The 25,875-nt window shown below is 63.0% G+C and carries 21 protein-coding genes; 12 read left to right on the top strand and 9 right to left on the bottom strand.

Annotated features, from left to right (window positions below; all coding sequences use genetic code 11):
• Positions 1-21: 21 nt before the first annotated feature.
• The gene (locus tag AC4CS3_RS12805) at positions 22-1,242 is read right to left on the bottom strand and encodes a sarcosine oxidase subunit beta family protein (protein WP_345447871.1); all 1,221 of its coding nucleotides are present in this window, start codon (positions 1,240-1,242) and stop codon (positions 22-24) included.
• Positions 1,239-2,594 carry a serine hydroxymethyltransferase gene (gene glyA / locus AC4CS3_RS12810; protein WP_490783802.1) on the bottom strand — a complete coding sequence of 452 codons (1,356 nt, stop codon included), beginning with the start codon at positions 2,592-2,594 and terminating at the stop codon, positions 1,239-1,241. The genes AC4CS3_RS12805 and glyA overlap by 4 nt, the downstream gene beginning before the upstream one ends.
• A 154-nt stretch (positions 2,595-2,748) precedes the next feature.
• Here glyA and AC4CS3_RS12815 point away from each other — a divergent pair, with 154 nt between their 5' ends.
• Complete coding sequence (locus AC4CS3_RS12815; protein ID WP_490783803.1) at positions 2,749-3,420, top strand: GntR family transcriptional regulator; 672 nt, start codon at positions 2,749-2,751, stop codon at positions 3,418-3,420.
• A 375-nt stretch (positions 3,421-3,795) separates the two neighbouring features.
• Here AC4CS3_RS12815 and AC4CS3_RS12820 read toward each other — a convergent pair whose 3' ends face one another.
• The 3 genes from AC4CS3_RS12820 to AC4CS3_RS12830 all read right to left on the bottom strand — a co-directional run bounded on the left by AC4CS3_RS12820 (position 3,796) and on the right by AC4CS3_RS12830 (position 6,227).
• The gene (locus AC4CS3_RS12820) at positions 3,796-4,077 is read right to left on the bottom strand and encodes a hypothetical protein (RefSeq protein WP_490783804.1); all 282 of its coding nucleotides are present in this window, start codon (positions 4,075-4,077) and stop codon (positions 3,796-3,798) included.
• Positions 4,062-4,853 (bottom strand): hypothetical protein, encoded by a 792-nt coding sequence (locus AC4CS3_RS12825; protein ID WP_490783805.1) that lies wholly within the window; start codon positions 4,851-4,853, stop codon positions 4,062-4,064. Before AC4CS3_RS12825 ends, AC4CS3_RS12820 begins: the two co-directional genes overlap by 16 nt.
• Before the next feature lie 636 nt (positions 4,854-5,489).
• Positions 5,490-6,227, bottom strand: a complete 738-nt coding sequence (locus tag AC4CS3_RS12830; RefSeq protein WP_490783806.1) for a VOC family protein — start codon at positions 6,225-6,227, stop codon at positions 5,490-5,492.
• Between the two features lie 103 nt (positions 6,228-6,330).
• Here AC4CS3_RS12830 and AC4CS3_RS12835 point away from each other — a divergent pair, with 103 nt between their 5' ends.
• On the top strand, positions 6,331-7,155 hold the full coding sequence (locus tag AC4CS3_RS12835) for an IclR family transcriptional regulator (protein WP_490783807.1): 825 nt from the start codon (positions 6,331-6,333) through the stop codon (positions 7,153-7,155).
• Here the strand turns inward: AC4CS3_RS12835 and AC4CS3_RS12840 are convergent.
• From AC4CS3_RS12840 to AC4CS3_RS12855, 4 genes are read right to left on the bottom strand one after another with little or no spacing between them, the layout of a single operon-like run.
• Positions 7,152-7,793, bottom strand: coding sequence for an MBL fold metallo-hydrolase (locus AC4CS3_RS12840; RefSeq protein WP_490783808.1), 642 nt, complete (start codon positions 7,791-7,793; stop codon positions 7,152-7,154). The genes AC4CS3_RS12835 and AC4CS3_RS12840 overlap by 4 nt on opposite strands.
• Positions 7,790-8,878 (bottom strand): S-(hydroxymethyl)mycothiol dehydrogenase, encoded by a 1,089-nt coding sequence (locus AC4CS3_RS12845; protein WP_490783809.1) that lies wholly within the window; start codon positions 8,876-8,878, stop codon positions 7,790-7,792. Before AC4CS3_RS12845 ends, AC4CS3_RS12840 begins: the two co-directional genes overlap by 4 nt.
• Positions 8,879-8,938: 60 nt before the next feature.
• Entirely contained in the window at positions 8,939-10,075 is a 1,137-nt protein-coding gene (locus AC4CS3_RS12850; RefSeq protein WP_284751421.1) for an aromatic ring-hydroxylating oxygenase subunit alpha, read from the bottom strand.
• A gap of 44 nt (positions 10,076-10,119) precedes the next feature.
• On the bottom strand, positions 10,120-11,316 hold the full coding sequence (locus AC4CS3_RS12855; protein ID WP_441413030.1) for an NAD(P)/FAD-dependent oxidoreductase: 1,197 nt from the start codon (positions 11,314-11,316) through the stop codon (positions 10,120-10,122).
• 232 nt (positions 11,317-11,548) lie between these two features.
• On the opposite strand from AC4CS3_RS12855, the gene AC4CS3_RS12860 reads away from it, so the two are divergent.
• The 10 genes from AC4CS3_RS12860 (at position 11,549) to AC4CS3_RS12905 (ending at position 25,807) form a co-directional block, all read left to right on the top strand.
• Complete coding sequence (locus AC4CS3_RS12860; protein WP_059388150.1) at positions 11,549-11,899, top strand: bifunctional 3-phenylpropionate/cinnamic acid dioxygenase ferredoxin subunit; 351 nt, start codon at positions 11,549-11,551, stop codon at positions 11,897-11,899.
• 50 nt (positions 11,900-11,949) lie between these two features.
• Positions 11,950-14,457 (top strand): GcvT family protein, encoded by a 2,508-nt coding sequence (locus tag AC4CS3_RS12865; RefSeq protein WP_490783810.1) that lies wholly within the window; start codon positions 11,950-11,952, stop codon positions 14,455-14,457.
• Positions 14,458-14,511: 54 nt separating this feature from the next.
• Positions 14,512-16,260, top strand: a complete 1,749-nt coding sequence (betA, locus tag AC4CS3_RS12870; RefSeq protein WP_490783811.1) for a choline dehydrogenase — start codon at positions 14,512-14,514, stop codon at positions 16,258-16,260.
• Complete coding sequence (locus AC4CS3_RS12875; RefSeq protein ID WP_490783812.1) at positions 16,257-17,777, top strand: aldehyde dehydrogenase family protein; 1,521 nt, start codon at positions 16,257-16,259, stop codon at positions 17,775-17,777. Before betA ends, AC4CS3_RS12875 begins: the two co-directional genes overlap by 4 nt.
• The gene (locus tag AC4CS3_RS12880) at positions 17,774-18,808 is read left to right on the top strand and encodes a quaternary amine ABC transporter ATP-binding protein (protein WP_490783813.1); all 1,035 of its coding nucleotides are present in this window, start codon (positions 17,774-17,776) and stop codon (positions 18,806-18,808) included. Before AC4CS3_RS12875 ends, AC4CS3_RS12880 begins: the two co-directional genes overlap by 4 nt.
• The gene (locus AC4CS3_RS12885; protein WP_490783814.1) at positions 18,808-20,841 is read left to right on the top strand and encodes an ABC transporter permease; all 2,034 of its coding nucleotides are present in this window, start codon (positions 18,808-18,810) and stop codon (positions 20,839-20,841) included. Before AC4CS3_RS12880 ends, AC4CS3_RS12885 begins: the two co-directional genes overlap by 1 nt.
• A 39-nt stretch (positions 20,842-20,880) precedes the next feature.
• Complete coding sequence (locus AC4CS3_RS12890; RefSeq protein WP_441413024.1) at positions 20,881-21,855, top strand: ABC transporter substrate-binding protein; 975 nt, start codon at positions 20,881-20,883, stop codon at positions 21,853-21,855.
• A gap of 283 nt (positions 21,856-22,138) precedes the next feature.
• Entirely contained in the window at positions 22,139-23,545 is a 1,407-nt protein-coding gene (locus AC4CS3_RS12895) for an MFS transporter (protein ID WP_490783815.1), read from the top strand.
• Between the two features lie 32 nt (positions 23,546-23,577).
• Entirely contained in the window at positions 23,578-24,834 is a 1,257-nt protein-coding gene (locus AC4CS3_RS12900) for an aminopeptidase P family protein (RefSeq protein ID WP_490783816.1), read from the top strand.
• Positions 24,835-24,955: 121 nt separating this feature from the next.
• Positions 24,956-25,807, top strand: coding sequence for an IclR family transcriptional regulator (locus tag AC4CS3_RS12905; RefSeq protein ID WP_490783817.1), 852 nt, complete (start codon positions 24,956-24,958; stop codon positions 25,805-25,807).
• Positions 25,808-25,875 lie beyond the last annotated feature (68 nt).

A 25,875-nucleotide genomic window follows, 5' to 3' on the forward strand; every position in this document is an offset into this window, starting at 1 on the left:
TGGTCTCCTAAAGGGCTGCGGCTAGTGGGCGACGGCGGCGGCGCCGTGTTCGTCGATCAAGGCACCGGTCTCGAAGCGTTCCAGCGCAAAAGGCTTGTTGAGCTCATGAGGAGTACCCGTGGCGATGGTGTGGGCGAACGTCAAGCCGGCAGCGGGCGTGCCCTTGAAGCCACCCGTTCCCCAGCCACAGTTGACGAACATGTTCTCCACCGGCGAGAGTCCGACGATCGGCGAGGCATCCATGGTGGTGTCCACAATTCCGCCCCACGTCCGGAGCACGTGGGCCCGGGCGAAGATCGGGAAAAGTTCGACGGCGGCGGCCATCTGGTGCTCGATCACGTGGAAGGAGCCGCGCTGGCCATAGCCGTTGTAGGAGTCGACCCCAGCGCCCATGACCAGTTCGCCCTTGTGGGCTTGGGAAACGTAGACGTGCACGTGGTTGGACATGACCACCGTGGGATGGACGGGTTCATGCAGTTCGGACACCAACGCCTGGAGGGGGTGCGACTGGATCGGGAGGCGGAATCCTGCCATTTCGGCGAGGACCGAGCTGTGGCCGGCCGCGGCGAGGCCAACTTTTTCGGTGTGGATGGTTCCTTGGTTGGTCTTGACGCCCACCACGCGGTTGCCGTCCTTGAGGAAGCCCGTCACTTCACAGTTCTGGATGATGTCCACGCCGAGCTCGTCGCACTTGCGGGCGAAGGCCCACGCGACGTGGTCGTGCTTCGCGATGCCTGCACGGGGCTGGTACGTGGCGCCCATGACCGGGTAGCGGATGTTGTCGCTGATGTTCAGGATGGGGCAGAGTTCCTTGACTTGCTGCGGGTCCAGCCATTCGGCGTCCACCCCGTTGAGCTTGTTCGCGCCGACCCGGCGGACACTTTCGCGGACGTCGCCCAGGGTGTGGGCGAGGTTCATGACGCCGCGCTGGCTGAAGAGGAAATCGTACTCAAGCTCCTCGGGCAGGATCTCCCAGAGCTTCAAGGCGTGCTCGTAGATAGCAGCGCTCTCGTCCCAGAGGTAGTTGGAACGGATGATCGTGGTGTTTCGGGCCATGTTTCCGCCGGCCAGCCAGCCTTTTTCCAAGACGGCGATGTTGGTCATTCCGTGGTTCTTGGCCAGGAAGTATGCGGTGGCGAGGCCGTGGCCGCCACCGCCCACGATCACGGCGTCGTAGGAAGCCTTGGGCTCCGGGTTACGCCACAGGAAATCCGGGTGTTCGGGGAGTTGGTCTGCGCTCACTGGGCTGCTCCAATCATTTCTGCCTCAAGTTCGGTCGCAGCGGCGTCGTTGCCGCTGCCACTCTGGGAAAGATGCGGGTAAAGCGGGAATTGTTCGGCGAGCGCGGTAACCCTCGCGCGGAGTTCGACGGCGGTGTGGTCACCTAGAGTGCCGTCGCTTGCTGCGGCGATCAACGCCGTCGCGATGATGTCCGCGACCTCCGCGAATTCCTTGGCGCCGAAGCCGCGGGCGGCTAGTGCCGGAGTGCCGATCCGGAGTCCCGAGGAAACCATCGGCGGACGCGGGTCGAACGGGACGGCGTTGCGGTTCACGGTGATGCCGATGCGGTGCAAGGTGTCCTCGGCTTGCTGTCCGTCCAGTTCCGAGTGGCGCAGGTCAACGAGGACGAGGTGGACGTCGGTGCCTCCGTTGACCACCGAGATCCCTGCTGCGGCCACGTCTTCCTTCAAGAGCCGTTCGGCAAGGAGCTTGGCGCCTTCCAGCACCCGCACCTGGCGTTCCTGGAATTCGGGCTCTGCTGCCATCTTGAACGCGACCGCCTTGGCCGCGATCACGTGCTCCAGTGGGCCGCCCTGCTGGCCGGGGAAGACCGCGCTGTTGATCTTGCGTGCGTATTGTTCCTTCGACAGGATCACTCCGCCGCGCGGACCGCCGAGAGTCTTGTGGGTCGTGGTGGTCACGACGTCGGCATACGGGACGGGGTTGGGGTGCAGTCCCGCGGCGACGAGGCCGGCGAAGTGGGCCATGTCCACCATGAGGTAGGCGCCCACGAGGTCGGCGATGCGGCGGAATTCGGCGAAATCCAAGTGGCGCGAGTACGCGGACCAGCCGGCAACGATCAGCTTCGGGCGGTGTTCCAGGGCCAAGGCTTCGACTTCCGCCATATCCACCCGGAGATCGGATTCACTGACGTGGTAGGGGATGACGTTGTACAGCTTGCCGGAGAAGTTGATGCGCATGCCGTGGGTGAGGTGGCCGCCGTGTGCGAGGTCGAGGCCCATGATGGTGTCCCCCGGCTCGAGGAGCGCGAACATGGCTGCGGCATTGGCCTGGGCGCCGGAGTGCGGCTGGACATTTGCGGCTTCGGCGCCGAAGAGAGCCTTGACGCGGTCGATGGCCAGCTGCTCGATGACGTCGACGTGCTCGCAGCCGCCGTAGTAGCGCTTGCCCGGGTAGCCTTCCGCGTACTTGTTGGTCAGGACCGAGCCCTGTGCCTGCATGACGGCTGCAGGGGCGAAGTTTTCGGAGGCGATCATTTCCAGCGTGGACTGCTGGCGGATGAGTTCCTGGGCGATCGCCTGTTCAACCTCCGGGTCCGCCTGGGCGAGCGGGCGGATCAGCGGTTCAACCATGATGGTCTCCTTTTGAGATACTTATATTTACTGACTAATCAGCAACTGATATATTAGAACTGTTGCCATAGTATGTTGGAGATCACACAACCGTCAACAGCCCGGCAGCAACTGATCCGCCAGACTTGGAATTGTGACAAACGGAAGAGGGCACATGAGCACTGCACTGGAGGCACTGGACACAGGCACACAGGGAACGTCCTTGGCGGAAAACGCCTACCTGCTCCTGCGCGACCGGCTCATCATGCTGGACATCAAACCCGGCGACCCCATCAACGACGGTCAGATTGCCGCGGAACTCGGCATCGGACGGACCCCCGTGCGCGAGGCCATCAAGCGGCTCGAAAGCGACCACCTCGTGGTGTCGTATCCCCGCCGCGGAACCTTCGCCACCGGCGTCGACATCACCCAATTGGCGGATGTGTCCGAAATCCGGGAACTGCTTGAACCCTTGGCCTCGCGGCGCGCTGCCCGCATGGCCAGCCCCAAGCTGCGGGAGGAACTGCGCGAGGTCGCGGCAGCCATAAGCGGCCTGGAAGCGCACGACGCCGGGCAGCAGGAACTCATGCGCTACGACATCCAGGTGCACCGACTTATTTACAAGGCCGCGGCCAACCCGCACCTCGAGGACGTGCTGATCCGCTACGACAACCTGGCAACACGCATCTGGTGCCACATGCTGGACAAGATGCCTTCAGTGACGGGCCACGTCGCAGAGCACGCTGAGTTGCTCACCGCAATCGCCGACGGTGATGAGGACAGGGCGGCTGCGTTCGCCCTGCACCACGTGGTGAGTTTCGAAGAAACGATCCGCAAGATGCTCTAGGTTCGAGGACCTCAGGCGTCATCTCTTCCAGTGCCTAGGCCACTTCAGGTTCAACAGCAGCAATCCAAGCAAGAGCGAGTCAACTGCGATTATTCCCGACATGAAGTAAGCCCAACCGATGTTCATGGCTCGATCACCACCAGCCGGCGGCCCGAGGTGCGAGGTTGCATCAGAACACACATACCAATCTCCTGACCCGGATCCCCCAGTCAATCGATAGTCCACCAAGTGTGGCACGACGGCGCCCAAGAAGGAACGGCTTGAGGCGATCGACGGCGGCCCGCACCGAAGGAATTGACAACGACGGCGACGTGTCTTTTTCGGGGCGTGTCGCCGTCGTGTGCGCCTGAGAGCGTTGAACAGCGGGAGCTAGAGCTACACTTTCGAGACCTCGCCGCTGTGGGGGCCAATTGTTCCTGTCTGCAGGCTCAGGAGCGTCAAGAGGATGACCATTCCGAGCAGCACAACGGCCGTGGCCATGGTTACGGTGCGGTTCCGACTCGGCGTTTCTCTGGCTGCAAGACAGAGGGCAGATCCTGACAGGACAGCAGAGATAGCTGTGAACGGATAGAGCGGCAAAATCAACAAGATGGCCGCTCCCAGCAGGAAAAATCTGGAGAGCGCACCGCCTGAGCGCTTCCTTACCAAGGGCTGCATGATAGGTCATCTCCTTTTTGACCATTGCCGTGACCTATGATCCGTACGCAGGGGCGAGGCGACGACACGTCCCAACCCCCAACACCGAGTTTGAATTCGCGCTGTCCGACAATTTTAGCCGAGCCGCCCGAGATGATTGCGTGGCTGGAGACCTGGCCATTGTCGCGCCACCCGATTGCAAACGTCTCACCCCACGTGCCGTTGAACCAGGAACGTGTTGCTGACGAACCGTTGCCACACCATCCGCCACTAACGGTCAGCTTGTAAAGCCACCCTCCAAAGGCATTCGTTCCTATCACCCAGGACGAAGTGTTCCAGCATCCGGAAGCCAGAGTGCCAAGCTGAGCAGGCGTCATTCCCTTCAATGTGGATTGCTTGGCCAGACTATCTGCCGGAGCGTAGCTTTTCGGCGAACTGATGACATTCGCGACCGCGCTATAGGCCTCAAACAAACCAAGCTCTTCCGAGCCGAGCGATTTGGCCGCAAGCTCGGGATTGTTGGACTCAAAGACCTTGCGCGCTACGGCCTCAGCCTTCGCAGCTTCCTTGGGTGCGTTTTCCACTCCCGCCGGAGCGCCTCCCGCGTTGGCATCGACGACAGCTATGGCGGGTGTCGCTGTTGAAGCGGCTAGGAGCGCAGCCATGGCCAGACAGGCCAGGATCCTTTTGATATTCATTTGGTCCCCAATCGTGAAACTGTCATGGGCGTGGTCGACGACCCGCCTCACGAAGGCCTCATCGATCTTCCTTTTCGGTAATCGAAAGAACAGATACACCGAGTTCTTTAGGCCGCGACGGGGGCCTTCATCGCAAACGCTAACAAGGGAAAACAGCACTGAGTGGTCTACCGAATCAAAATGAGTGGCGAATCGCCCATATTTGAGTGGTAGCGAGGAGAAGCACATAGAACCCTGAGCGTGAGGGCGTGATCAAGACACCCGAGGAAATCCTCGCCAAAGCCAAACCAAAAACAACTTCAGACATGGGCCATCAGGTTCGAGGTGGGCGAAGGAATGCGGGCAGGCTGGCCAGTTCGGTATCCCTGTCGCACCGGATCGCGTCTTGACCCCGATATGGAGTTTGTGATTGCCTGCCTGGTTGACATGGTTGCTGCCCCATGGTTCATTGCGAAGGCGGCCAGTGCGGGGGACGATGCTTTGCTGCGCAATCGCATCAGGCCAAAAGGGACGCGTGTTAGCTGTTTTAGATCGAGGGGTTTGCGGATGCCGAGAATGAAGTGGCGATTTCCTGTTTTGCTAGTTGGCGCCGCCCTTTCGTTGATTCTGGTCCTTCTGGTCCTGCGCTGGATAACGCATGGACCCGGGAACCTAACGGACAATGATTTTAGGCCTCCGCCTTTCGTTCCCGGCTCCCCTGCCGATTCGGCGAGCCGCTAGCCCCGAAGCGCTGAGTCAGCCGGGGGTGAGGACGCAGAATTCGTTGCCCTCCGTGTCGGCGAGGCATACCCATGGCACGTCGCCCTGGCCGACGTTGGCGTCCGTGGCGCCCAGGGCCCGCAGCCGGGCCACCTCTGCCGCTTGATCATCGCCGCGGTACGGTCTCAGGTCGAGATGTACACGGCCACACGCGGCATTCGCGGCGGGTGTCCGGACGAACTCCAGATACGGCCCAACACCCTTGGCCGAACGCAGCCGCGCAAGATCATCGCTCACCTCGTGCAGGGTCCAGTCCATCGCCCCGCTCCAGAACCGGGCCATGGCCCGCGGATCCGCACAATTGACCACCACCGCGGCGATCGGCCCGGTGTCCCGGTAGATCGGCCGAGGCTCCAGCACGCAGAACAGGTTGCCCTCCGGGTCGGCCAGGACCGTCCACGGCACATCGCCCTGGCCAATGTCGGCGGGCGTCGCGCCGAGCTTCAACAGGCGCGCCACAAGCTCCGCTTGATAGGCCTCAGAGGTGGTGGCGAGGTCGAGGTGGGCGCGGTACCTCACCGTTTCGGGGTCCGGGACCGTGACGACGTCGACGCAGACGGCAACGGGGTCCGGCCCGATGAAGCCGACGGGTTCAACATTGCTCACACCGGGTCCTTCGCTGGAAATATCCCAGCCAAGGACCTCCCCCCAAAACCTGCCGAGGGCCGAGTCATCCCGGGCCTTGAAATTCACTTGAACAAGTCGCAGTGCCATATCGCCCGATCCTATATCCAGGCAGGCGAGACAGACCGCAGTACCCCAAGACACGCTGCCCGGAGAGGCCACTCATTTGACGGCGTTTGAGACGATGAACCACATGGACGCTGATGCAAGCATTTCCAACGACCCCGATACCGATCCCGCCGCCGCGCAGCACGCCGGGGTGCAGTCCGTGGACCGGGCCATCACCGTGCTCGAAATCATCGCCCGCAACGGAGATGCCGGTGTGAGTGAGATCGCGGAGGAAATGGGCGTCCACAAGTCAACGGCGTCGCGACTGCTGAGCGCCCTGGACGCCCGTGGCATGGTGCAGCAGAATCACGAGCGCGGAAAGTACCAACTCGGTTTCAACATCCTGCGCTTGGCCAGTGCCATTCCGGCCCGTCTCAGCTTGGTGAGGGAGGCCCGGGAAGATCTCGAAGCCCTGGCTGAGAAGTTCGCGGAGACAGCCAACCTGGCCGTGCTGCGGTCAAATTTCGCGGTCAATGTGGATCAGGCCATCGGCCCCAACACGCTTGGCACGCAGGACTGGATCGGTGGGCTCACCCCGCTCCACGCGACGTCCAGCGGCAAGGTCATGCTTGCAGCGCTGCCGGCCGCGACGCGTGACCGCGTTCTCAGGGAATCCGGCCAGGTGCGATACACGCCACAGACCATCACCGACCGGGACGAGCTGGAGCAGCAAATGCCGGTCATCGCGGAGGCCGGGTACGCCGCCACGTATGAGGAACTCGAACGCGGACTCAACGCCGTCGCCGTTCCGATCCGCAACCATAGCGGCACGGTGATCGGAGCTATCAGCCTTTCCGGGCCGGCCTTCCGTTTTGAGCCGGAAAAAATACCCGGCCTGCTCGATGCGCTCAAGCAAGCCGGGTATTCAATCAGCGTCAAGATGGGTTACACCGCAGCCAGCGGCGCCTAAACGCCGTCGACCTGGCGATCCAGCTCTGCCTGGGCGAGGTTGTCCCCCTCGGCTTTGATGGTGGTGTCCCCGCCATGCCCGGTCCGGACCACGGTTTCCGCGGGAAGCGTCAGGAGGCGTTCCCGAATCGAGGCCAGGATGGTCGGGTGGTCGCTGAACGACCTGCCCGTCGCCCCCGGACCGCCGTTGAAGAGGGTGTCCCCCGTGAACACCGTGCCTTCACTTTCCAGGTAGAAGCACGTGGAACCCGGTGAGTGGCCTGGCGTGTGGATGGCTTGCAGGGCCGTGCCCGCCACCTCGAAGATGTCGCCGTCTGCAATGTAACGGTCCGGCGCGGCATCCGGGTACACCTGCTCCCACAGAACCATGTCCGCCGGGTGCAGGTAGATCGGCGCGTTCACGGCCTTCGCCACGTCGAGCGCTGCTCCGATGTGGTCGTTGTGAGCATGGCTGAGCAAGATGGCGCGCACCTTCCGGCCACGAACTTGGTCGATGATCGCCGACGCGTCGTGCGGGCAGTCGATGATCACGCATTCGTCGTCGTTGCCGACGATCCAGACGTTGTTGTCCACGTCCCAGCTGCCGCCGTCGAGCGAAAACGTGCCCGAGGTGATGAGGTTTTCGATGGTGACGCTCATGCGATTTCCACTACCGAGCGCAGCACTTTGCCCTCGTGCATCTTCGCGAACGCTTCTTCCACCTGGTCGATGGTGATCCGTTCCGACACGAACGCGTCCAGGTCAAGGTTCCCCTGCTTGTGGTGCGCCACCAGCATCGGGAAGTCGCGGGACGGCAGGCAGTCCCCGTACCAGGAGGACTTCAGCGAACCGCCGCGGCCGAAGACATCCAGCAGGGGCAGTTCCAGCAACATGCCCGGCGTCGGGACGCCCACCAGCACCACGCGGCCGGCGAGGTCGCGCGCGTAGAAGGCCTGCTTGAAGGTCTCGGGGCGTCCGACGGCGTCGATCACCACATCGGCACCGTTGCCGCCGGTCCGCGACCGGATGGCCTCGACAGGGTCCTCCTGGCTGGAGTTGATACCGTGCGTGGCTCCAAGGGACTTGGCCATCTCTATTTTGTTGGCGTCGATGTCCACGGCGATGATCGTGGTGGCGCCGGCGAGCTTTGCCCCGGCAATGGCGGCGATGCCGACGCCCCCGCAGCCGATCACGGCCACGGACTCGCCCCGCTTGACCTCACCTGTGTTGATGGCGGCGCCGATGCCTGCCATCACACCGCAGCCGAGCAGCCCGACCGCGGCGGGATCGACGTCGTCGTCTACTTTGGTGCATTGCCCGGCGGCCACGAGGGTCTTCTCGGCGAAGGCGCCGATCCCCAGGGCCGGCGTGAGTTCCGTGCCGTCCTCCAGGGTCATCTTCTGGGTGGCATTGTGCGTGTTGAAGCAGTACTGCGGCTGGCCCTTGGCACACGCCCGGCATTCCCCGCACACGGCCCGCCAGTTCAGGATGACCCGGTCCCCTGGCGCCACTTCGGTGACGTCCGGCCCGACCGCGCTGACCACGCCTGTGGCCTCGTGGCCGAGCAGGATGGGGAAATCATCGGTGATGCCGCCCTGCTTGTAGTGCAGGTCGGTGTGGCACACGCCGCACGTGAGGATGTCCACCAGTGCCTCGCCCGGACCGGGGTCCGGCACCAGGATGGTCTCCACCGAGACCGGAGCGTTCTTTTCCTTGGCGATGACCGCCCTTACTTTGTAAACCATTGGCTGCGTTTCCTTTTCCTAGGTTCCGGTAGCTCGTTACATCGACAGACATTCCTCAGGCTAGCTGTCGGCGGGGACGTCGGCGATCTTGCTGGTGACCCAGCTGTGGAACGCCTCAATGTGGTGCTCGCTCGGCACCAGGACGCCGCCCTTGGCGTAGATCTTGGAGCCCATGGCTGGCTGGCAGCGTTCGCAGGCATCGAAGTCCTGCTCGTTGACCCGGTGGAAGAGCTCCACCGAAGCGCTCACGTCCTTACCGGATTCCACCACGCTGGGGAGGTATAGCCAGTCGCATTCAACGATCGTGTGGTCCGCTGCCAACGGGAACATGCGGTGGATGATGACGTGGTCAGGAACCAGGTTGACGAAGACATTCGGCTTAATGGTCACTGCGTAGTAGCGGCGGTCCTGGTCGTCGCCGACTCCGGGAATTCGATCCAGGCCCTCGGAACCGTCAATCGTGAAGCCCTTGATGTCGTCACCGAACTCGGCGCCGTGGCCCACAAAATACTGCGCTGCCAGGCCGTCGGCGAACTCGGGCAGGACTTCGGTGAGTTCGGGGTGGATCGTGGCGCAGTGGTAGCACTCCATGAAGTTTTCGATGATGAGCTTCCAGTTGGCCTTGACGTCGTACTTGATGCGCCGGCCAAGGCTCAGGTTCGCGATGTCATAGTCGTCAACCGCCCGCAGATCCCCGAGGCGCTCCTCAATCGCACCCATGACGTCTTCCTCGAACGACGGTGGCTCATCCGCGAGGCTGACCCAGACGTAGCCCATGTATTCCCGGACGTGGACCTTGACAAGTCCGTATTCGTTGCGATCGATATCCGGCATCTTGGTGAGGTTCGGGGCCGCGATGAGCTTTCCCTCAAGATCGTAGGTCCAGGCGTGGTACGGGCACTGGAACGAGCGGTTGGCCTCGCCGGACTCCTCCATGCACAGCTTCACGCCGCGGTGCCGGCAGATGTTGTAAAACGCGCGGATCTCTCCCTTGCGGGTGCGGTTGATGAGTACGCTCTCGCGGCCGATCTGCACGGTTTTGAACGAGCCGGCCTTTTCCAGGTCCGCGGTCCGCACAGCGCAGAACCACATTTGTTCGAAGATGTGTTCCTGCTCGGCACGGAAGATGTCTTCACTGACATAAGTGTGGCCGGGGAGAGTGGGGATCAGACTGGGGGAAACAACTTCAGTGGTCATGCTGACTCCTATTCAGTGATGAACGTGGTTGAGGCTTGGAATGTCTAAGGGGTTGCCAGGACGGGCGGGGCGTTGCGGGCGTTGAGTTGCCGGCGCCAACGGGTGAACAGACGCGGCTGGTTCACACCTAGAACGCCCACTGGTTCCTCGCCCCGGTAGTACACGGCCAGGAAGCTGTGGTTCTGGAGCTGCCCTGCCTCAATTTCGACGCGCTCCGCGTCCCGCGCATGGCCGGCGAACTGGAGCGTTACTCCGTACTGGTCAGACCAGAAGTACGGCAGGTTGAGCGGTTGGGGTGCGGCTGAGTGATCCAAGAGCGCTGTCACGGCAAGGGCGGCACGTTCCTGGGCGCCGCTCCAATGCTCCACGCGATGGTGCTGCCCGCTGCGTTCGTCGAACCAGGCCGCGCAGTCTCCCACGGCGACCACGCCGGGGACGTTTGTCCGTCCCATCGAATCGCACGTGACGCCGTCGTCGATCGCCAGCCCCGAACCGGCCAGCCACCCGACGTTGGGGACCGCACCGATTCCGAGAAGTACGACGTCGGCGGAACGGTACTGGCCGTCGCTGAGCCTGACACCGGTCACATTTCCTTCGTAGCTGTAATACGAGTCGATTCCCGTGTCACAAATCAGTTCCACTCCATTGGTCCCGTGGAGCGTGGCCATGACAGCAGCCATCTCCGGACCGATCGGAGCGCTCAGCGGGATCGGGCTCTTGCAGATAATGGTCACGTCCATTCCCAGGCCCTTGGCCGTTGACGCCACCTCCGCGCCGATGAAGCCTGCGCCAACCACCAGCAGGCGGCCGCCCGGAACGAGTTCCGGAGCCAGGTCCTGCGCATCCTCAAGAGTCCGCAGCGTAAAGACATTGGATAGGCCCGCAAGTTCGGGCAGCGTCCGCGCCGAGGCTCCCGTGGCAATCACGACGCCGTCAGCCACCACCGTGCGCCCGTCGCCTAGCGTGATGGTCCTGGTGGCGGCGTCAAAGCTTCGTGCAGGCGAGCCCAGCAGCCATTCGGCCTGCAGGGGATCTGCCGTTCCCGCCTCTTCCGCTTCCAACATCAAGTGCTTGATGCCGATCTTTCCTGCCAGGAACTCCTTGGACAGGGGCGGACGGTCATAGGGCCGCTGCTGCTCATCTCCAATGATGAGCAGCCGGCCACAAAAACCCTGCGCGCGGGCAGCGCGGGCGGCGGAAAGTCCAGCCAATGATGCGCCCACGATCGCCAATGTCTCCATGGCTTCCTCCTCGTTGAGCCGTTCGAAATTTTATTGCGCATTACGCAACGAACTTCGTTATGCGAAACAGTGTGACGGCCTTCACATCGCATGTCAAGCAATCTGCGCAGTAATTTCCACCTCTTGACAAGCCCCTGTGAGGTCCATCACTCTGTTGCGTATCGTGATCTTCGTTGATCATGAAACAACCGCCCCCAGGTTTTCGACCAATCCGGTGAAAGAGGTTCGTGAGATGCACAGTGCTTGTCCGCTTAGCTCGTTGGCTCCGGGGGACGCGATTCGACTCGAGACGTCTCCGCCGATTGCCGTATTCCACACCGAAGAGGGCGAACTCTTTGCCCTCGACGACACCTGCACGCACCAAGACGCCTCCCTCGCCGACGGCTGGGTGGAGGACTGCTGGGTGGAGTGCCCCCTCCATGCTTCAAAGTTCAATCTCCGCACGGGAGCCGCCGATGCGCCTCCGGCCAAACTGCCCGTCAGGGTCCACGAAGTCCTGGTAGTGGACGGCCAGATCATGGTCAAGGAATCTGAGGACGAGCCCAACCTGCCGCCCGGGTTGACCGTCGACGGCCACGTCTAGCTTCCGGCGAGCCCCAAACTTCCGTACGCCTTACCTCAGGAGCAACACGCATGTCCACAACACCCCGCGTCGTCATAATCGGAGCCGGCATCGTCGGCGCCAATCTTGCGGATGAGCTGTCCACCCGCGGCTGGACCAACATCACCGTGGTCGAGCAGGGCCCGTTGACGTTGGCGGGCGGCTCAACATCGCACGCCCCCGGCCTCGTGTTCCAGACCAACGCCTCCAAGGCCATGACCGAATTCGCGTCCTACACCGTGGACAAGCTGCTCTCCCTCAGCGGTTCCGGCGTCTCCTGCTTCAACCAGGTGGGCGGTCTTGAGGTGGCCACCACGCCAGGGCGCCTGGAGGACCTCAAGCGCAAGCTGGGCTACGCGGCGTCGTGGGGTGTCGAAGGCCGGCTCATCGATCCGGACGAGTGCGCCAAGCACTACCCGCTGCTCGATCAGGAAAAGGTACTCGGAGGTCTCTACGTACCCTCCGACGGCCTGGCTTCCGCGGCCCGCGCCGTCGGCCTGCTCATCGCCAAGGCGAGCGCCGCAGGCGTCACGTTCCGCGGTTCCACTCCCGTTACCGGCATTGAACAGACAGGCGGCAAAGTCACGGGGGTCGAAACGCCCGACGGCGTGATCCCGGCTGACATCGTGGTCTCCTGCGCCGGGTTCTGGGGACCCAGGATCGGCGCCATGGTGGGCATGTCCGTGCCACTCCTCCCGCTGGCCCACCAATACGTCAAGACCACCTCCGTACCGGAGCTCGTGGGCCGGAACGATGCCTCGCGGCTGCTTGATCCCGCCAACGGCGCGTGGATGCCCATCCTTCGCCACCAGGACAAAGACCTCTACTACCGCGAGCACGGGGACCGGATGGGCATTGGCTCCTACGCCCACAAGCCCATGCCCGTGGACCTCCGGGAGCTGCCTGAGGTTGCCGCCGCGGACATGTCCGAGCACCGGATGCCGTCCCGCCTGGCGTTTACCGAAGAGGACTTCCTGCCGAGCTGGGAGGACTCCAAGGAACTCCTTCCGGCACTTGCCGGCGCGGGGATTGCGGATGGCTTCAACGGCATCTTCTCCTTCACCCCGGACGGCGGTCCCCTGGTGGGCGAGTCCAAGGAAGTTGAAGGGTTCTTCGTTGCCGAGGCCGTGTGGGTGACGCACTCCGCCGGCGTGGCCAGGGCAGTGGCCGAGCTCTTGATCGAGGGCCAATCCCGGATTCCGCTCCACGAATGCGAAGTCTCCCGCTTCGAGGAAATCCAGACTGCGGAGAGCTATGTCAGCGAAACCTCCCAGCAGAACTTCGTGGAGATCTACGATGTCCTGCACCCGCTGCAGCCGCGCGTCTCCCCCCGCGAACTGCGCGTGAGCCCGTTCAATGCGCGGCAGAAGGCGCTCGGGGCGTTCTTCCTCGAAGCCCAGGGTTGGGAGCGCCCGCACTGGTTCGAGGCCAACCGCGGCTTGCTGGAGGTGCTCCCGGAAGAATGGCGCGCACCTGAACGCGAACCATGGGCCGCCATGTTCCACTCCCCCATTTCCGCGGCCGAAGCGTGGAAGACGCGCACCGCCGTCGCGCTCTATGACATGACGCCGCTCAAGCGGCTGGAGGTTTCCGGCCCGGGCGCCGAAGCCCTCTTGCAGCGCCTCAGCGCCGGGAAGGTCGACAAGAAGCCGGGTGCGGTGACCTACTGCCTGCTCCTCAACGGCGACGGCGGCATCCGCAGCGATATTACGGTGGCCCGCCTCGACGAAACCACCTTCCAAGTCGGAGCCAACGGCAACATCGACTTCGCCTACCTCACCACCGAAGCCCGCAAACAGACCGCTGAGGACGTCACCCAGTGGGTCCAGGTCAGGGATACGACTGGATCCACGTGCTGCGTGGGACTCTGGGGGCCGCTCGCCCGCGAGGTCATCGCCAAGGTGAGCGATGACGATTTCAGCAACGACGGATTGAAGTACTTCCGCACCAAGAAGGTCCGAATCGGCGGGATCCCTGTCACCGCGATGCGGCTGTCCTACGTAGGCGAGTTGGGCTGGGAGCTGTACACGACGGCGGAAAACGGCCAAAGGCTCTGGGACCTGCTGTTCGAGGCCGGCCAGGAGCAGGGCATCATCGCGGCCGGCCGCGGTGCGTTCAACAGCCTGCGCCTCGAGAAGGGCTACCGGCTATGGGGCACCGACATGACCCCCGAGCACGAGCCCTTCCAATCGGGCCTTGGCTTCTCCGTCAGCAAGGACAAGGAAGGATGCGTTGGCGCCGAGGCCCTCAAAGCCCGCCGCGAACTGCCCGGCAACCGCCGCTTGCGTTGCCTGACAGTCGACGACGGCACGTCCGTGGTGTTGGGCAAGGAACCTGTCTATTTCAAGGGAGAGCCCTCCGGCTACGTCACAAGCGCCGCCTACGGCTACACCGTCCGGAAGCCCATCGCCTACGCTTGGCTGCCCGCCGAAGCGGGCGAGGGTGACGCCGTCGAGATCGAATACTTCGGCAAGCGGATCCCCGCCACCATCTCCGCCGATCCCCTCGTGGATCCGACCATGGAAAAGCTACGGGGCTGACGCCCCCTGGCTACTCAACACAGCAATGGGGATCACTTCAAAGGAGTTCAACTAATGGCCAACGAAAAGTTTGACTACGTCATCGTGGGTGGGGGCAGCGCCGGATCGGTGCTGGCGGACAGGCTCAGCGCGGACCCCTCCAAGACCGTCCTGGTCCTGGAGGCTGGCCGCAGCGACTACCCCTGGGACCTGTTCATCCAGATGCCCGCGGCGCTCACCTTCCCCAGCGGGAACAGGTTCTACGACTGGCGCTACCAATCCGACCCCGAGCCGCACATGCACGGACGCCGGATCGCCCACACCCGCGGCAAGGTCCTGGGTGGCTCCAGTTCCATCAACGGGATGATCTTCCAGCGTGGCAACCCCTTGGACTACGAACGCTGGGGAGCCGACGCCGGGATGGAGACCTGGGACTTCGCGCACTGCCTCCCCTACTTCAACCGCATGGAGACCGCGCTCGCCGCGGAACCCGACGATGAACTGCGCGGACACGACGGACCCTTGGTCCTGGAACGCGGTCCAGCGCGCAATCCCCTCTTCCAGGCGTTCTTCCGCGCCGCCCAACAAGCCGGTTTTGCGCGCACCAACGATGTGAACGGTTACCGGCAGGAGGGCTTCGGCCCCTTCGACCGCAATGTGCACAAGGGCCAGCGACTCTCTGCCTCCCGGGCATACTTGCGGCCGAACCTCAACCGGCCAAACCTCACGGTCAGGACCCGGGCGCTCGTCTCGAAAATCAACTTCGACGGGATTGGAACCTCCGAGGTCAGGGCCACCGGCGTCAGCTACCGCCGCAATGGCAAGCAGCACAGCGTCGATGCCCAGGAAGTCGTCCTGTGCGGAGGGGCCATCAACACCCCGCAGCTCCTGCAGTTGTCCGGCGTCGGGGACTCCACGCACCTCAAGTCCGTCGGCATCAAGCCAGTAGTCGACCTGCCCGGCGTCGGCGAAAACCTGCAGGACCACCTGGAGGTCTACATCCAGCACGCCTGCACCCAACCGGTCTCCATGCAGCCGAGCCTGAGCCTGTGGCGCTATCCATGGATCGGCCTGCAGTGGCTGTTCGGGCGCAAAGGACCAGCGGCCACCAACCACTTCGAAGGCGGCGGCTTTGTGCGCTCCAACGAAGACGTGGCCTACCCCAACCTCATGTTCCACTTCCTGCCCGTTGCCGTCCGGTATGACGGCCAAAAGGCCGACGCCAAGCATGGCTACCAAGTGCACATCGGGCCCATGTACTCCGACGCCCGCGGCAGCCTGAAGATCACTTCCACGGATCCAACCGCCCACCCGTCCATGAAATTCAACTACCTTTCCACGGAGCAGGACCGGCGCGAGTGGGTCGAAGCCATCCGGATTTCCCGGCAGATCCTGGAGCAGTCGGCCATGGCGCCTTTCGATGGCGGTGAGCTCTCCCCCGGTCTGTCCGTCCAGACAGACGAGGAAATCCTCGACTGGGTAGCCCGCGACGCCGAAACCGCCCTGCACCCGTCCTGCACCGCAAAGATGGGTCCGGCCACCGATCCCATGGCCGTTGTGGACCCGCTCAGCATGAGGGTGCACGGCACCTCGGGCCTACGGGTGGCCGACGCTTCGGCAATGCCCTACGTGACCAACGGCAACATCTACGCGCCGGTCATGATGCTGGCCGAGAAAGCTGCGGACTTGATCCAGGGCCGCGAACCCCTCGCTCCGATCGCCGCCGAGTTCTACCGGCACGGCAGCAGCCCGGTTCCGGACAGCCTGGAAAGCCTGGACGGCCAGCCCCAGGTCACTCCGGCAAGGAACCAAGGAGCGGCATGAACAGCCCACAACTTTCCCAGACCCACACGGTGCGCGGCAGCTACGTTGACGGCGGCTGGCGGCAGTCCGCCGGGGGAATCCGCAGCATCAGCTGTCCGGCGGACGGCACCCATGTTGCCGACGTCGCCGAGTGCACCTCGGCCGATGCCGAGGCAGCGGTGGCTAGCGCCCGGAAGGCGTTCGACGACGGCCTCTGGCCGACCACGCCGGAACTGGAACGCGGCGCGATCCTGCTCCGCGTGGCCGGGCTGCTGGAGCGGGACAAGGCCGCATACGCCGCGGCCGAAGCCCTCGACACCGGCAAGCGCCTGGTCGAAGCCGAATACGACATCGACGACGTCATAGCCTGCTTCCGCTACTACGGCAGCGTGGCAGGCACGGACGCGGGCCGCGTGATCGATACCGGCCGGCCCGGCGCCATCAGTCGGGTCGTCCATGCACCCGTGGGCGTCTGCGGCCTCATCACGCCGTGGAACTATCCGCTCCTGCAGGCTTCGTGGAAAGTTGCACCGGCGCTGTTGGCCGGGAATACCTTTGTCCTGAAGCCCAGTGAGTTGACGCCTTCGACGTCCATCCTGCTCATGGACACGCTGCGTGAAGCAGGCGTGCCCGACGGCGTCGCGAACCTCGTGACGGGAACGGGACCGGAGGTCGGGGCTGTGCTCAGTTCGGATCCGCGGGTCGATCTGGTCTCCTTCACGGGCGGGCTGGAAACCGGCAAGCGGATCATGGTGGCTGCGGCGCAGACGGTCAAGCGCGTGGCCCTCGAGCTCGGCGGCAAGAACCCGAATGTGGTCTTTGCCGACGCTGACCGGGAGGCCGCGATCGACAACGCCTTGACTGCCGTCTTCCTGAACTCGGGACAGGTCTGCTCGGCCGGGGCGCGGCTCATTGTCGAAGAGTCCATTCACGAGGAGTTCGTGGCCGAAGTAGTCCGCCGTGCACGCCAGATCCGGCTGGGCGGCCCCTTCGACCAGGAGGCCCAGACCGGCCCGCTGATCTCCACGGCCCACAGGGACAAGGTCCATGCCTACGTGCAGGCCGGAGTTGCGGAGGGCGCGCGGTTGCTCTGCGGGGGCTTCATTCCGGACAGCCCTCAGCTGGCCGGAGGCAGTTACTACCCGCCCACCGTGTTGGACGGGTGCAAGACCTCGATGCGCGTGGTCCAGGAGGAATCCTTTGGCCCCGTCATGACGGTGGAAACGTTCACCACCGAGGAAGAAGCTATCCGGCTGGCGAACGACACCGTCTACGGACTGGCCGGCGCTGTGTGGACGGCAGACGCCTCGAAGGCCCAGCGGGTCTCCGAAGCGCTGCGTCACGGGACGGTCTGGATCAACGACTACCACCCTTACGTTCCGCAAGCCGAATGGGGCGGCTTTGGACAGTCAGGCAATGGCCGCGAATTGGGGCTCGCTGGCTTGGCCGAATACCGAGAAACAAAACACATCTGGCAAAACATCAGCCCCGGGCCCAGCCACTGGTTCGAGCCGCCACAGGCAGGAGTACAGCAATGAGCAGTCCTGACATATCAGTGCGCAACCTCTGGAAGGTCTTCGGACCCGGAGGTGAAAAGATCCCCAAGAATCCCGAGCTGTCGGGTTTAAGCTCCGCCGAATTGCTTGAACGCACCGGCTGCAATGCTGCCGTGCGGGACATGAACTTCGACGTCGCCAAGGGCGAGGTGTTCGTCGTCATGGGCCTGTCCGGATCAGGAAAGTCCACCCTGATCCGGTGCCTCACCCGGCTGATCGAACCGACGTCGGGGAGCGTCCTGGTCGACGGAAAAGACGTGTTGGAGGCCGGAACCACCGAACTTCGGGAACTGCGCCGGAGGAAGATGTCCATGGTCTTCCAGCACTTCGGCCTCCTCCCGCACCGCACCGTACTGGACAACGTGTCCTACGGCTTGCAGATCCGCGGAGCGTCAAAAAATGAGCGTTACGCCAAATCCCGCGAAATCATCGAACTGGTGGGCCTCAAGGGCTACGAGCAGCATTTCCCCGATCAGCTTTCCGGCGGAATGCAGCAGCGTGTCGGACTGGGCCGCGCCTTGGCAGGCGACCCGGACACCATCCTCTTCGACGAGCCGTTCTCGGCCCTGGACCCCCTCATCCGGCGCGATATGCAGGCGGAAGTCATCCGGCTGCACAAAGAGATGGGCAAGACGATGGTGTTCGTTACCCACGACCTATCCGAAGCGCTTAAACTCGGGGACCGCATCCTGATCATGCGGAACGGCGAGACAGTCCAGTGCGGCACCGGCGATGACCTTGTCGGATCGCCGGCGGACAAGTACATTGCCGACTTCGTCTCAGAAGTACCCCGCGCGGATGTCCTGACGCTCAAATGGATCACCGATCCGCTAGCTTTGGGCACTCCCGGGGATGCTCCCGTCCTGAGTGCAGGCACGATCATCCGCGACGCCATTCCCACCGTCATGAATTCGACGTGTCCCGTGCTTGTGGAAGACTCCGGCAGGATCACCGGCCAGATCGACCGCGACAGCATCTTGTCAGTCATCCGCAGCACGGAAGTAGCGGCATGATGTCCACTCTCGTTCGTGACCGGGCCCCGGTTCAGACCAACGCCAACGCCCTCCGCCCGCCGCGCAAGCGGCTGAGTCGCCGAGTATTACTCCTCGGTGCCGCCGGAGTCCTCTGGCTCCTCGGGTTCTTGTTCCTGCACGGCACATCGACCCTCACGCTGCCGGCGTCGGAATTGACTGACCTGCACCGTTCGCTCAACCAATTCAATGCCTGGGTCGCATCGAACCGAGCGGACAATCCCGTTTTCCAGTACGTCTTTACTCCCTTCCGCTCCGCCGTCGATTCAGTCGCAAACCTGTTCACCAGCACTTTTGCCGCCAGCTCCACCGGGCTTCGCCTACCGGAAATCGGCTGGCTGGGAACTGTCGGCCTGCTCAGCTGGATCGCCTTTGCGGTCGGCAATGCCCGGGTGGGATTGCTGACGGCAGCCGCATTCACGTTCTTCGGACTCCAGGGTCTGTTTACGGAAGCGGCTTACACCTTCGCCCTCGTCCTCACAGCCGTGCTGTTCAGCCTCCTGATCGGCATCCCGCTCGGAGTCTTGGCCGGGATCTCGGGCCGGGTTTCCCAAGTGATCACTCCGGTCCTCGACTTCATGCAAATCCTCCCCACGTTCGTCTATCTGGCTCCTTTGGCCCTCATCTTCCTGATCGGCCCTGCCTCCGCGGTCATCGCCACGGTGATCTACGCGGTGCCTCCGCTCATCCGACTAACGGCACACGGAATCCGGAACATCCCGGAGAACACCCGGGAAGCCTCCGACTCCTTGGGCACCACAGGGTTTCAGCGGCTTCTCACCCTTCAACTCCCCCTGGCACGGCGCACCATCGTGATGGGGATCAACCAAAGCACCATGGCTGCTTTGTCCATGGTCACCATCGCAGCGCTGATCGCGGCGCCGGGGCTGGGACAGGTGGTTGTCCGTGCCCTGCAATCGCTCGACGTCGGGACAGCAGTCAACGCCGGCCTGTCGATCGTCCTCTTGGCCATTGTGCTGGACCGGGTCACCACGGCTGCCAGCCGCCGGGCCGAGCCCGGGGCAGCCCGTAAGCGCCGGATATCTCGGAGAAGCAGGTACATCCTGCTCGCTGTCAGCCTCGTTGTCGCCCTTGTCATGGTCCAGCTTTCCCGGACGATGCTCTGGGCCGCAGCCTTTCCGAAGAACCTCAACTTTGGCCCGGACATCGTCAGCGGAGTCGGCGCTGCCAGCGAATGGCTGCAGACAAACCTCTCCCTGTTTACGGTGTCATTCCGCGAGGCCCTGACCAACGGAATCCTCAATCCGTTCCAATCCCTTCTGACCGAGACCCCCTTCTACCTCCTCGTCGCGGTTGTCCTCGTGGCGGCTTACGCACTCGGTGGTTGGAAGCTGGCACTGGTCACCGCCTCATGCTTGGCCGCGATCATTTACCTCGGCCTGTGGAGCGATGCCATGGTCACCCTGGCCAGCACCCTTGTTGCCACGGCCGTGGTCATGGTGCTGGGCATCATCTTCGGTGTGGCGATGGGAAGGTCCAACAGGGTGGACCAGATCATGCGGCCCATGCTGGATGCGGGCCAGACCATGCCTGCCTTCGTCTACTTGGTTCCGTTCCTAGGCCTCTTCGGCGCAACGAGATTCACGGCCATCGTCGCCGGAATTATCTATGCAGCGCCTGTGGCCATCAAGATCACGGCCGACGGCATCGCAGCGATCTCCCCCACCGTCATGGAGGCTGCGGTTTCCAGCGGGTCAACCCCGTGGCAGGTCATCACCAAGGTCCAGCTCCCAATGGCAAGGAAATCCCTGGCCCTCGCCGCAAACCAAGGCTTGATCTACGTCTTGGCCATGGTGGTCGTCGGAGCACTGGTCGGCGCAGGCGGCCTGGGGTACGACGTCGTCGCTGGCTTTGTCCAGAGCTCGCTGTTCGGCAAGGGCCTTGCCGCCGGCCTGGCCATCGTCTTCCTCGGCATCCTGCTGGACCGCATCACCCAGGCTGCCGCAGCCGATCCCGTCCGTAAAATCCGCTCAGCAAAATCGAGCGCGCACTAATTCCTCCCCGTTCACCGCCCCAACAAGGAGACCCCAACCATGAGTAGAACCAGACAGCTTTTGAAACGAACAATTCCCGTCCTTGCCGGAACCGTTACTGCAGCCCTCTTGCTAGCTGGCTGCGGAGGCGCTTCCGTGAACCAAGCGGCAGCCGCAGGCTCCTCGGATACGCCCTGCGGAACCGTCAATGTCGCCCTCAACGCGTGGGTCGGCTACACGGCAAATGCGGCCGTCTACAGCTACGTAGCCCAAAACAAGCTCGGTTGCACGGTAGTCCAGAAGGATCTTTCGGAGCAGATTTCCTGGCAGGGCTTTGGTTCCGGTGAAGTCGATGTCATCCTCGAGAACTGGGGTCACGCGGACCTCACGAAGCAATACATCACGGACCAGAAAGTGGCTGTGGACGCCGGCCCCACCGGTAACGAAGGGCACATCGGCTGGTACGTACCACCATGGATGGTGCAGAAGTACCCGGACATCCTGGACAGCAAGAACCTGAACAAGTACGCCTCACTCTTTGCCACCTCCGAATCAGGCGGCAAAGGCCAGGTCCTGGACGGCGACCCCGCCTTCGTGACCAACGACGAAGCCCTGGTCAAGAACCTTGGCCTCGACTACAAAGTGGTCTTCTCGGGCTCGGAAGCAGCTCTGATCCAGTCGTTCCGTACGGCGGAAAAGAACAAGACACCGCTGCTGGGCTACTTCTACGAACCCCAATGGTTCCTCTCCGAGGTCCCCCTCAAGAAGGTCAGCCTGCCCGCCTACACCCCGGGCTGCGATGCCGACGCCGAGAAGGTGGCCTGTGACTACCCCGATTACAAACTGAACAAAGTGATGGCCAAGAAGTTTGCGGACAGCGGCTCTCCTGCCGCGAAACTGCTCAAGGCCTTCTCCTGGACCAACGCGGACCAGAACTCGGTTGCAACTGACATCCAGGGCGGCATGAAGCCCGATGCCGCGGCCAAGAAATGGGTGGATGCCCACCCCGATGTGGTGGCGGCCTGGCTCAAATAGTCCTTTTCCGCATCTCCCCTTGAAGCTCCCCGGGTCCTTGGATCCGGGGAGCTTCTTTTTGCCTCCCAGAGCAGCGCCTTACTCATTCTACGCAACCGCGTTGCAACGAGTGCGCCGCCCTTCCCCAACTAGCTCGCACTTGTTGTCGTTTAGAGCCCTCAAAACGACGATAAGTGCGAGTCAGTTGCGTGGTGAGGGAAGGCTCTTGACGGTGACGCACAACACATCTATTCTGGTGCAACAGCGTTGCGTTGAATGCAACCCAAAAGTTCTTGGTGGATTCATGAAAAACGAAACATCCTCCGTGGCAGCAATCCAGGGAAGCGCGAATGCCGGATCCAAAGGCGGGTCCGGCGACCTTCCCGATGCGACAGCCACCCCGGGCGGCCCGTCAAAGCAAACGACTAGCCACACAGTCAGCAAAGACACCCGTCGCCGCGTTATCACTGCAAGCTTCATCGGCAACTTCGTCGAATGGTTCGACTACGCCGTCTACGGCTACCTTGCCGGGATTATTTCGACCGTCTTCTTCCCCGCATCTGATCGGCAGACCGCCCTGCTCGCCACGTTCGGCGTCTTTGCCGTCTCTTTCTTCGTCCGGCCCCTGGGCGGATTCATCTGGGGCCACATCGGTGACCGGCTCGGACGCAAACAAGCACTCTCCTTGTCGATCGTGCTGATGTCCGTGGCAACGTTCTGCATCGCCCTCATCCCTGGCTACAACACCATCGGGGTCATGGCGCCTGTCCTCCTGCTGCTCGTCCGCGTTGTCCAGGGCTTCTCGGCAGCAGGGGAATACGCAGGTGCCTCAGCCTTCCTGGTGGAATACGCGCCGGCCAACCGGCGCGGACTCTATGCCGCCGTCGTGCCTGCCAGTACAGCGGCGGGCCTGCTGCTCGGTTCCCTGCTGGCGGCACTGCTCAGCTCGGTCCTGAGCGCGGAGCAGCTCGGCGAATGGGGCTGGCGATTGCCCTTCCTCCTGGCCGCCCCGATGGGCCTGATCGGCCGTTACATCCGCACCAAGCTCGAGGACACCCCGGCCTTCCGCGAAATGGCCGCGAAGGACACCGCGGTCAAGGCTCCGGCCTTCGCGATGTTCAAGACGTACCGCAAGCAGTTGATCATCGCGACGGGCGCGGTGCTGCTCAACGCCGTCGGGTTCTACGTGATCCTGAGCTACATGCCGACATACCTCTCCGAGGAGCTTCACTTCGGTGCGGCCGAATCGTTCCTTGCCACGACCATTGCCCTCCTCAGCTACATCGGATTCATCTTCCTGACGGGGATCGCATCGGATAGGTTCGGCCGCAAGCGCATGCTCATCACGGCTTCCGTACTGTTCGTGGTGCTGACCGTTCCGGCGTTCATGCTCCTCGACACCGGTAATTTCCTGGTCATTGTCCTGGTGCAGATCCTGCTGGGTGGCATGCTCACGCTCAACGACGGCACCCTGCCAAGCTTCCTTGCCGAGCTCTTCCCCACGAGGGTCCGCTACAGCGGCTTCGCGGTCAGCTTCAATCTCTCCAACGCCCTGTTCGGCGGCACTGCCCCATTCATGGCAACCCTCCTTATCGGCCTGACCCACAACCAACTGGCTCCCGGCTGGTACCTCGTGGCGGCCGCCGTAATTTCCCTCATCGCGGTCCTCTTCGCTGTGGAGACTTCCAAGAAGCCCCTACAGCAGGACTGAAAACAACCCACCCATTGAAAGGATCACCACCCATGACCATCACCGAGAATGAAGCCGTAAGCGACGTCGCCAAGCTTGAGCGCCTCAAGGTCCTCAACAACGGAGAGAAGGTCTCCCTGACTTTCTCCGACGCAGAGTTTGAGCGGCGCCTTGCCGGTCTTCGCCGGATCATGGCCGAAAAGGAACTGGACGCCGTTGTCCTGACCAGCTACCACTCCATCAAGTACTACTCCGATTTCCTGTTCACCTACTTCGGCCGTTCCTACGCCATGGTGGTCACGGCCGACGACACCGTCACAGTCACAGCCAACATCGACGCAGGAATGCCGTGGCGCCGCAGTTATGGAGACAACCTGGTCTACACGGACTGGCGCCGGGACAACTACATCTTCGGCATCCAGGAAGTACTGCGCACCCGTGGGATCAACGTCCGGCGCCTGGGTGTTGAGGACGACTCCCTTCCACTGGACAACCGCAACAAGATCCAGGCCGCCTTCTCCGGCGCGACCCTTGTGGATGTGGCCCAAGCCGCGATGCGCCAGCGCATGATCAAGTCTGCCGAAGAGATCGAGGTCATCAAGCACGGTGCCCGCATCGGCGACCTTGGCGGCGAGGCGATCCGCAACGCCATCACGGCCGGAATCACCGAGTACGAGGTGGCCCTGATCGGCACCGAAGCCATGGTCCACGAGATAGCCCGGACGTTCCCGGATTCCGAGATCCGCGATACCTGGGTGTGGTTCCAGTCCGGGATCAACACGGACGGCGCCCACAACTGGGCAACCACCCGCAAGATCCAGGAACACGACATCCTGTCGCTGAACTGCTTCCCCATGACCTCGGGCTACTACACGGCCCTGGAGCGGACCCTGTTCTACGGCGAACCCGATGCCCGCTCCCTGGAACTGTGGAACATCAACGTGGAGGTCCACAAGCGCGGACTGGAGCTCATCAAGCCTGGGGCAGTCTGCAAGGACATCGCGGCTGAGCTCAACGAGATCTATGTTTCGCATGGACTGCTCGCCAACCGAACCTTCGGCTACGGACACTCCTTCGGAGTCCTCTCGCACTACTACGGCCGCGAAGCCGGACTTGAGCTGCGCGAAGACATCGACACGGTCCTGGAGCCAGGAATGGTGGTCTCCATGGAACCAATGATCACGGTCCTCGACGGCCAGCCGGGTGCCGGCGGGTACCGGGAACACGACATCCTGGTGGTCGGTGAAGACAGCGCCGAGAACATCACCAAGTTCCCGTTCGGCCCGGAGTACAACATCATCGGCGCCTAACACCCACCTCCAATGGACATGCCCAGCCTTGCGCCCGAGCAGTGGACATATGACTCATATGCTCATTGCTTTAGGCCAAGGCTGGGCATGTCCCCATTAAAAGAGCCATATAGTGACCATCATGACCCCAGCAGAACGGCGTGCAGAACCGCGTGCAGAACGGCGTGCAGAACCGCGTGCAACCATCAGCGACACCCCGGCCAACGGCGATTCCAAAGGCGCTTCGGTACTCGAGAACGCCATTGCCGTGCTCCGCAGCTTCACCGCCGAGGAACCCTTGCTGGGAGTCACCGAGATCGCCGGCAGGATCGGCTTGCACAAGAGCACCGTGTCCCGGATCCTGGCAACCTTTGAACAAGAACATTTGGTGGAACGCGACCCCGAGTCCCGCCGCTTCCGGCTCGGCCTGGGGATGATTGCCCTGGCCGGCCCACTCCTCGCCGAACTGGAAGAGCGCCGCGTGGCCTATCCCGTGCTGCGCGAACTGAGCGAACGGACCGGCGAGACGAGCGCGCTCATGGTGTGGAACGGGAGCGAATCCATGTGCGTGGAGCAAATCGCCAGCCGACACCAGGTCAAGCACCTCGCACCGTTGGGTGCCCGCTACAACGAGGCGCTCAGCTCCTCGGTGCAGGTCTTCCTTGCCGCCGAAGACGCCGACCGTGTCCGCAAGCTCCTCCGCAGCGGCTCCATCACATTGCCCGGGCTCGACGAGGAAGCACTCGAGGCCTACCTACTTCGGCTCCGGGAGTCTGTGGAGCGGGGCTGGGCCTTCAATTTCGGCGAAACGTCCATCGAAGAAGTCGGCGTTGCCTCCCCCGTCTTTGACCACCGTGGAGACATCGTGGCTTCCGTCCTGATCCCCGCGCCAAAGTTCCGGGTCTCGCAGGACACGCTCGCCAGCCTCGGCGAGGCCTGCCAAGATGCGGCCCGCAAAATCACCACGCGCCTGGGCGGCCGCGCCCCGCGCTAACCCGACACCACGGTTACCCCCACCGGACATGCCCAGTTCTGGACTCCAGAGATGGACATGTTCACTAA

Source organism: Arthrobacter sp. SE2, assembly GCF_058244265.1.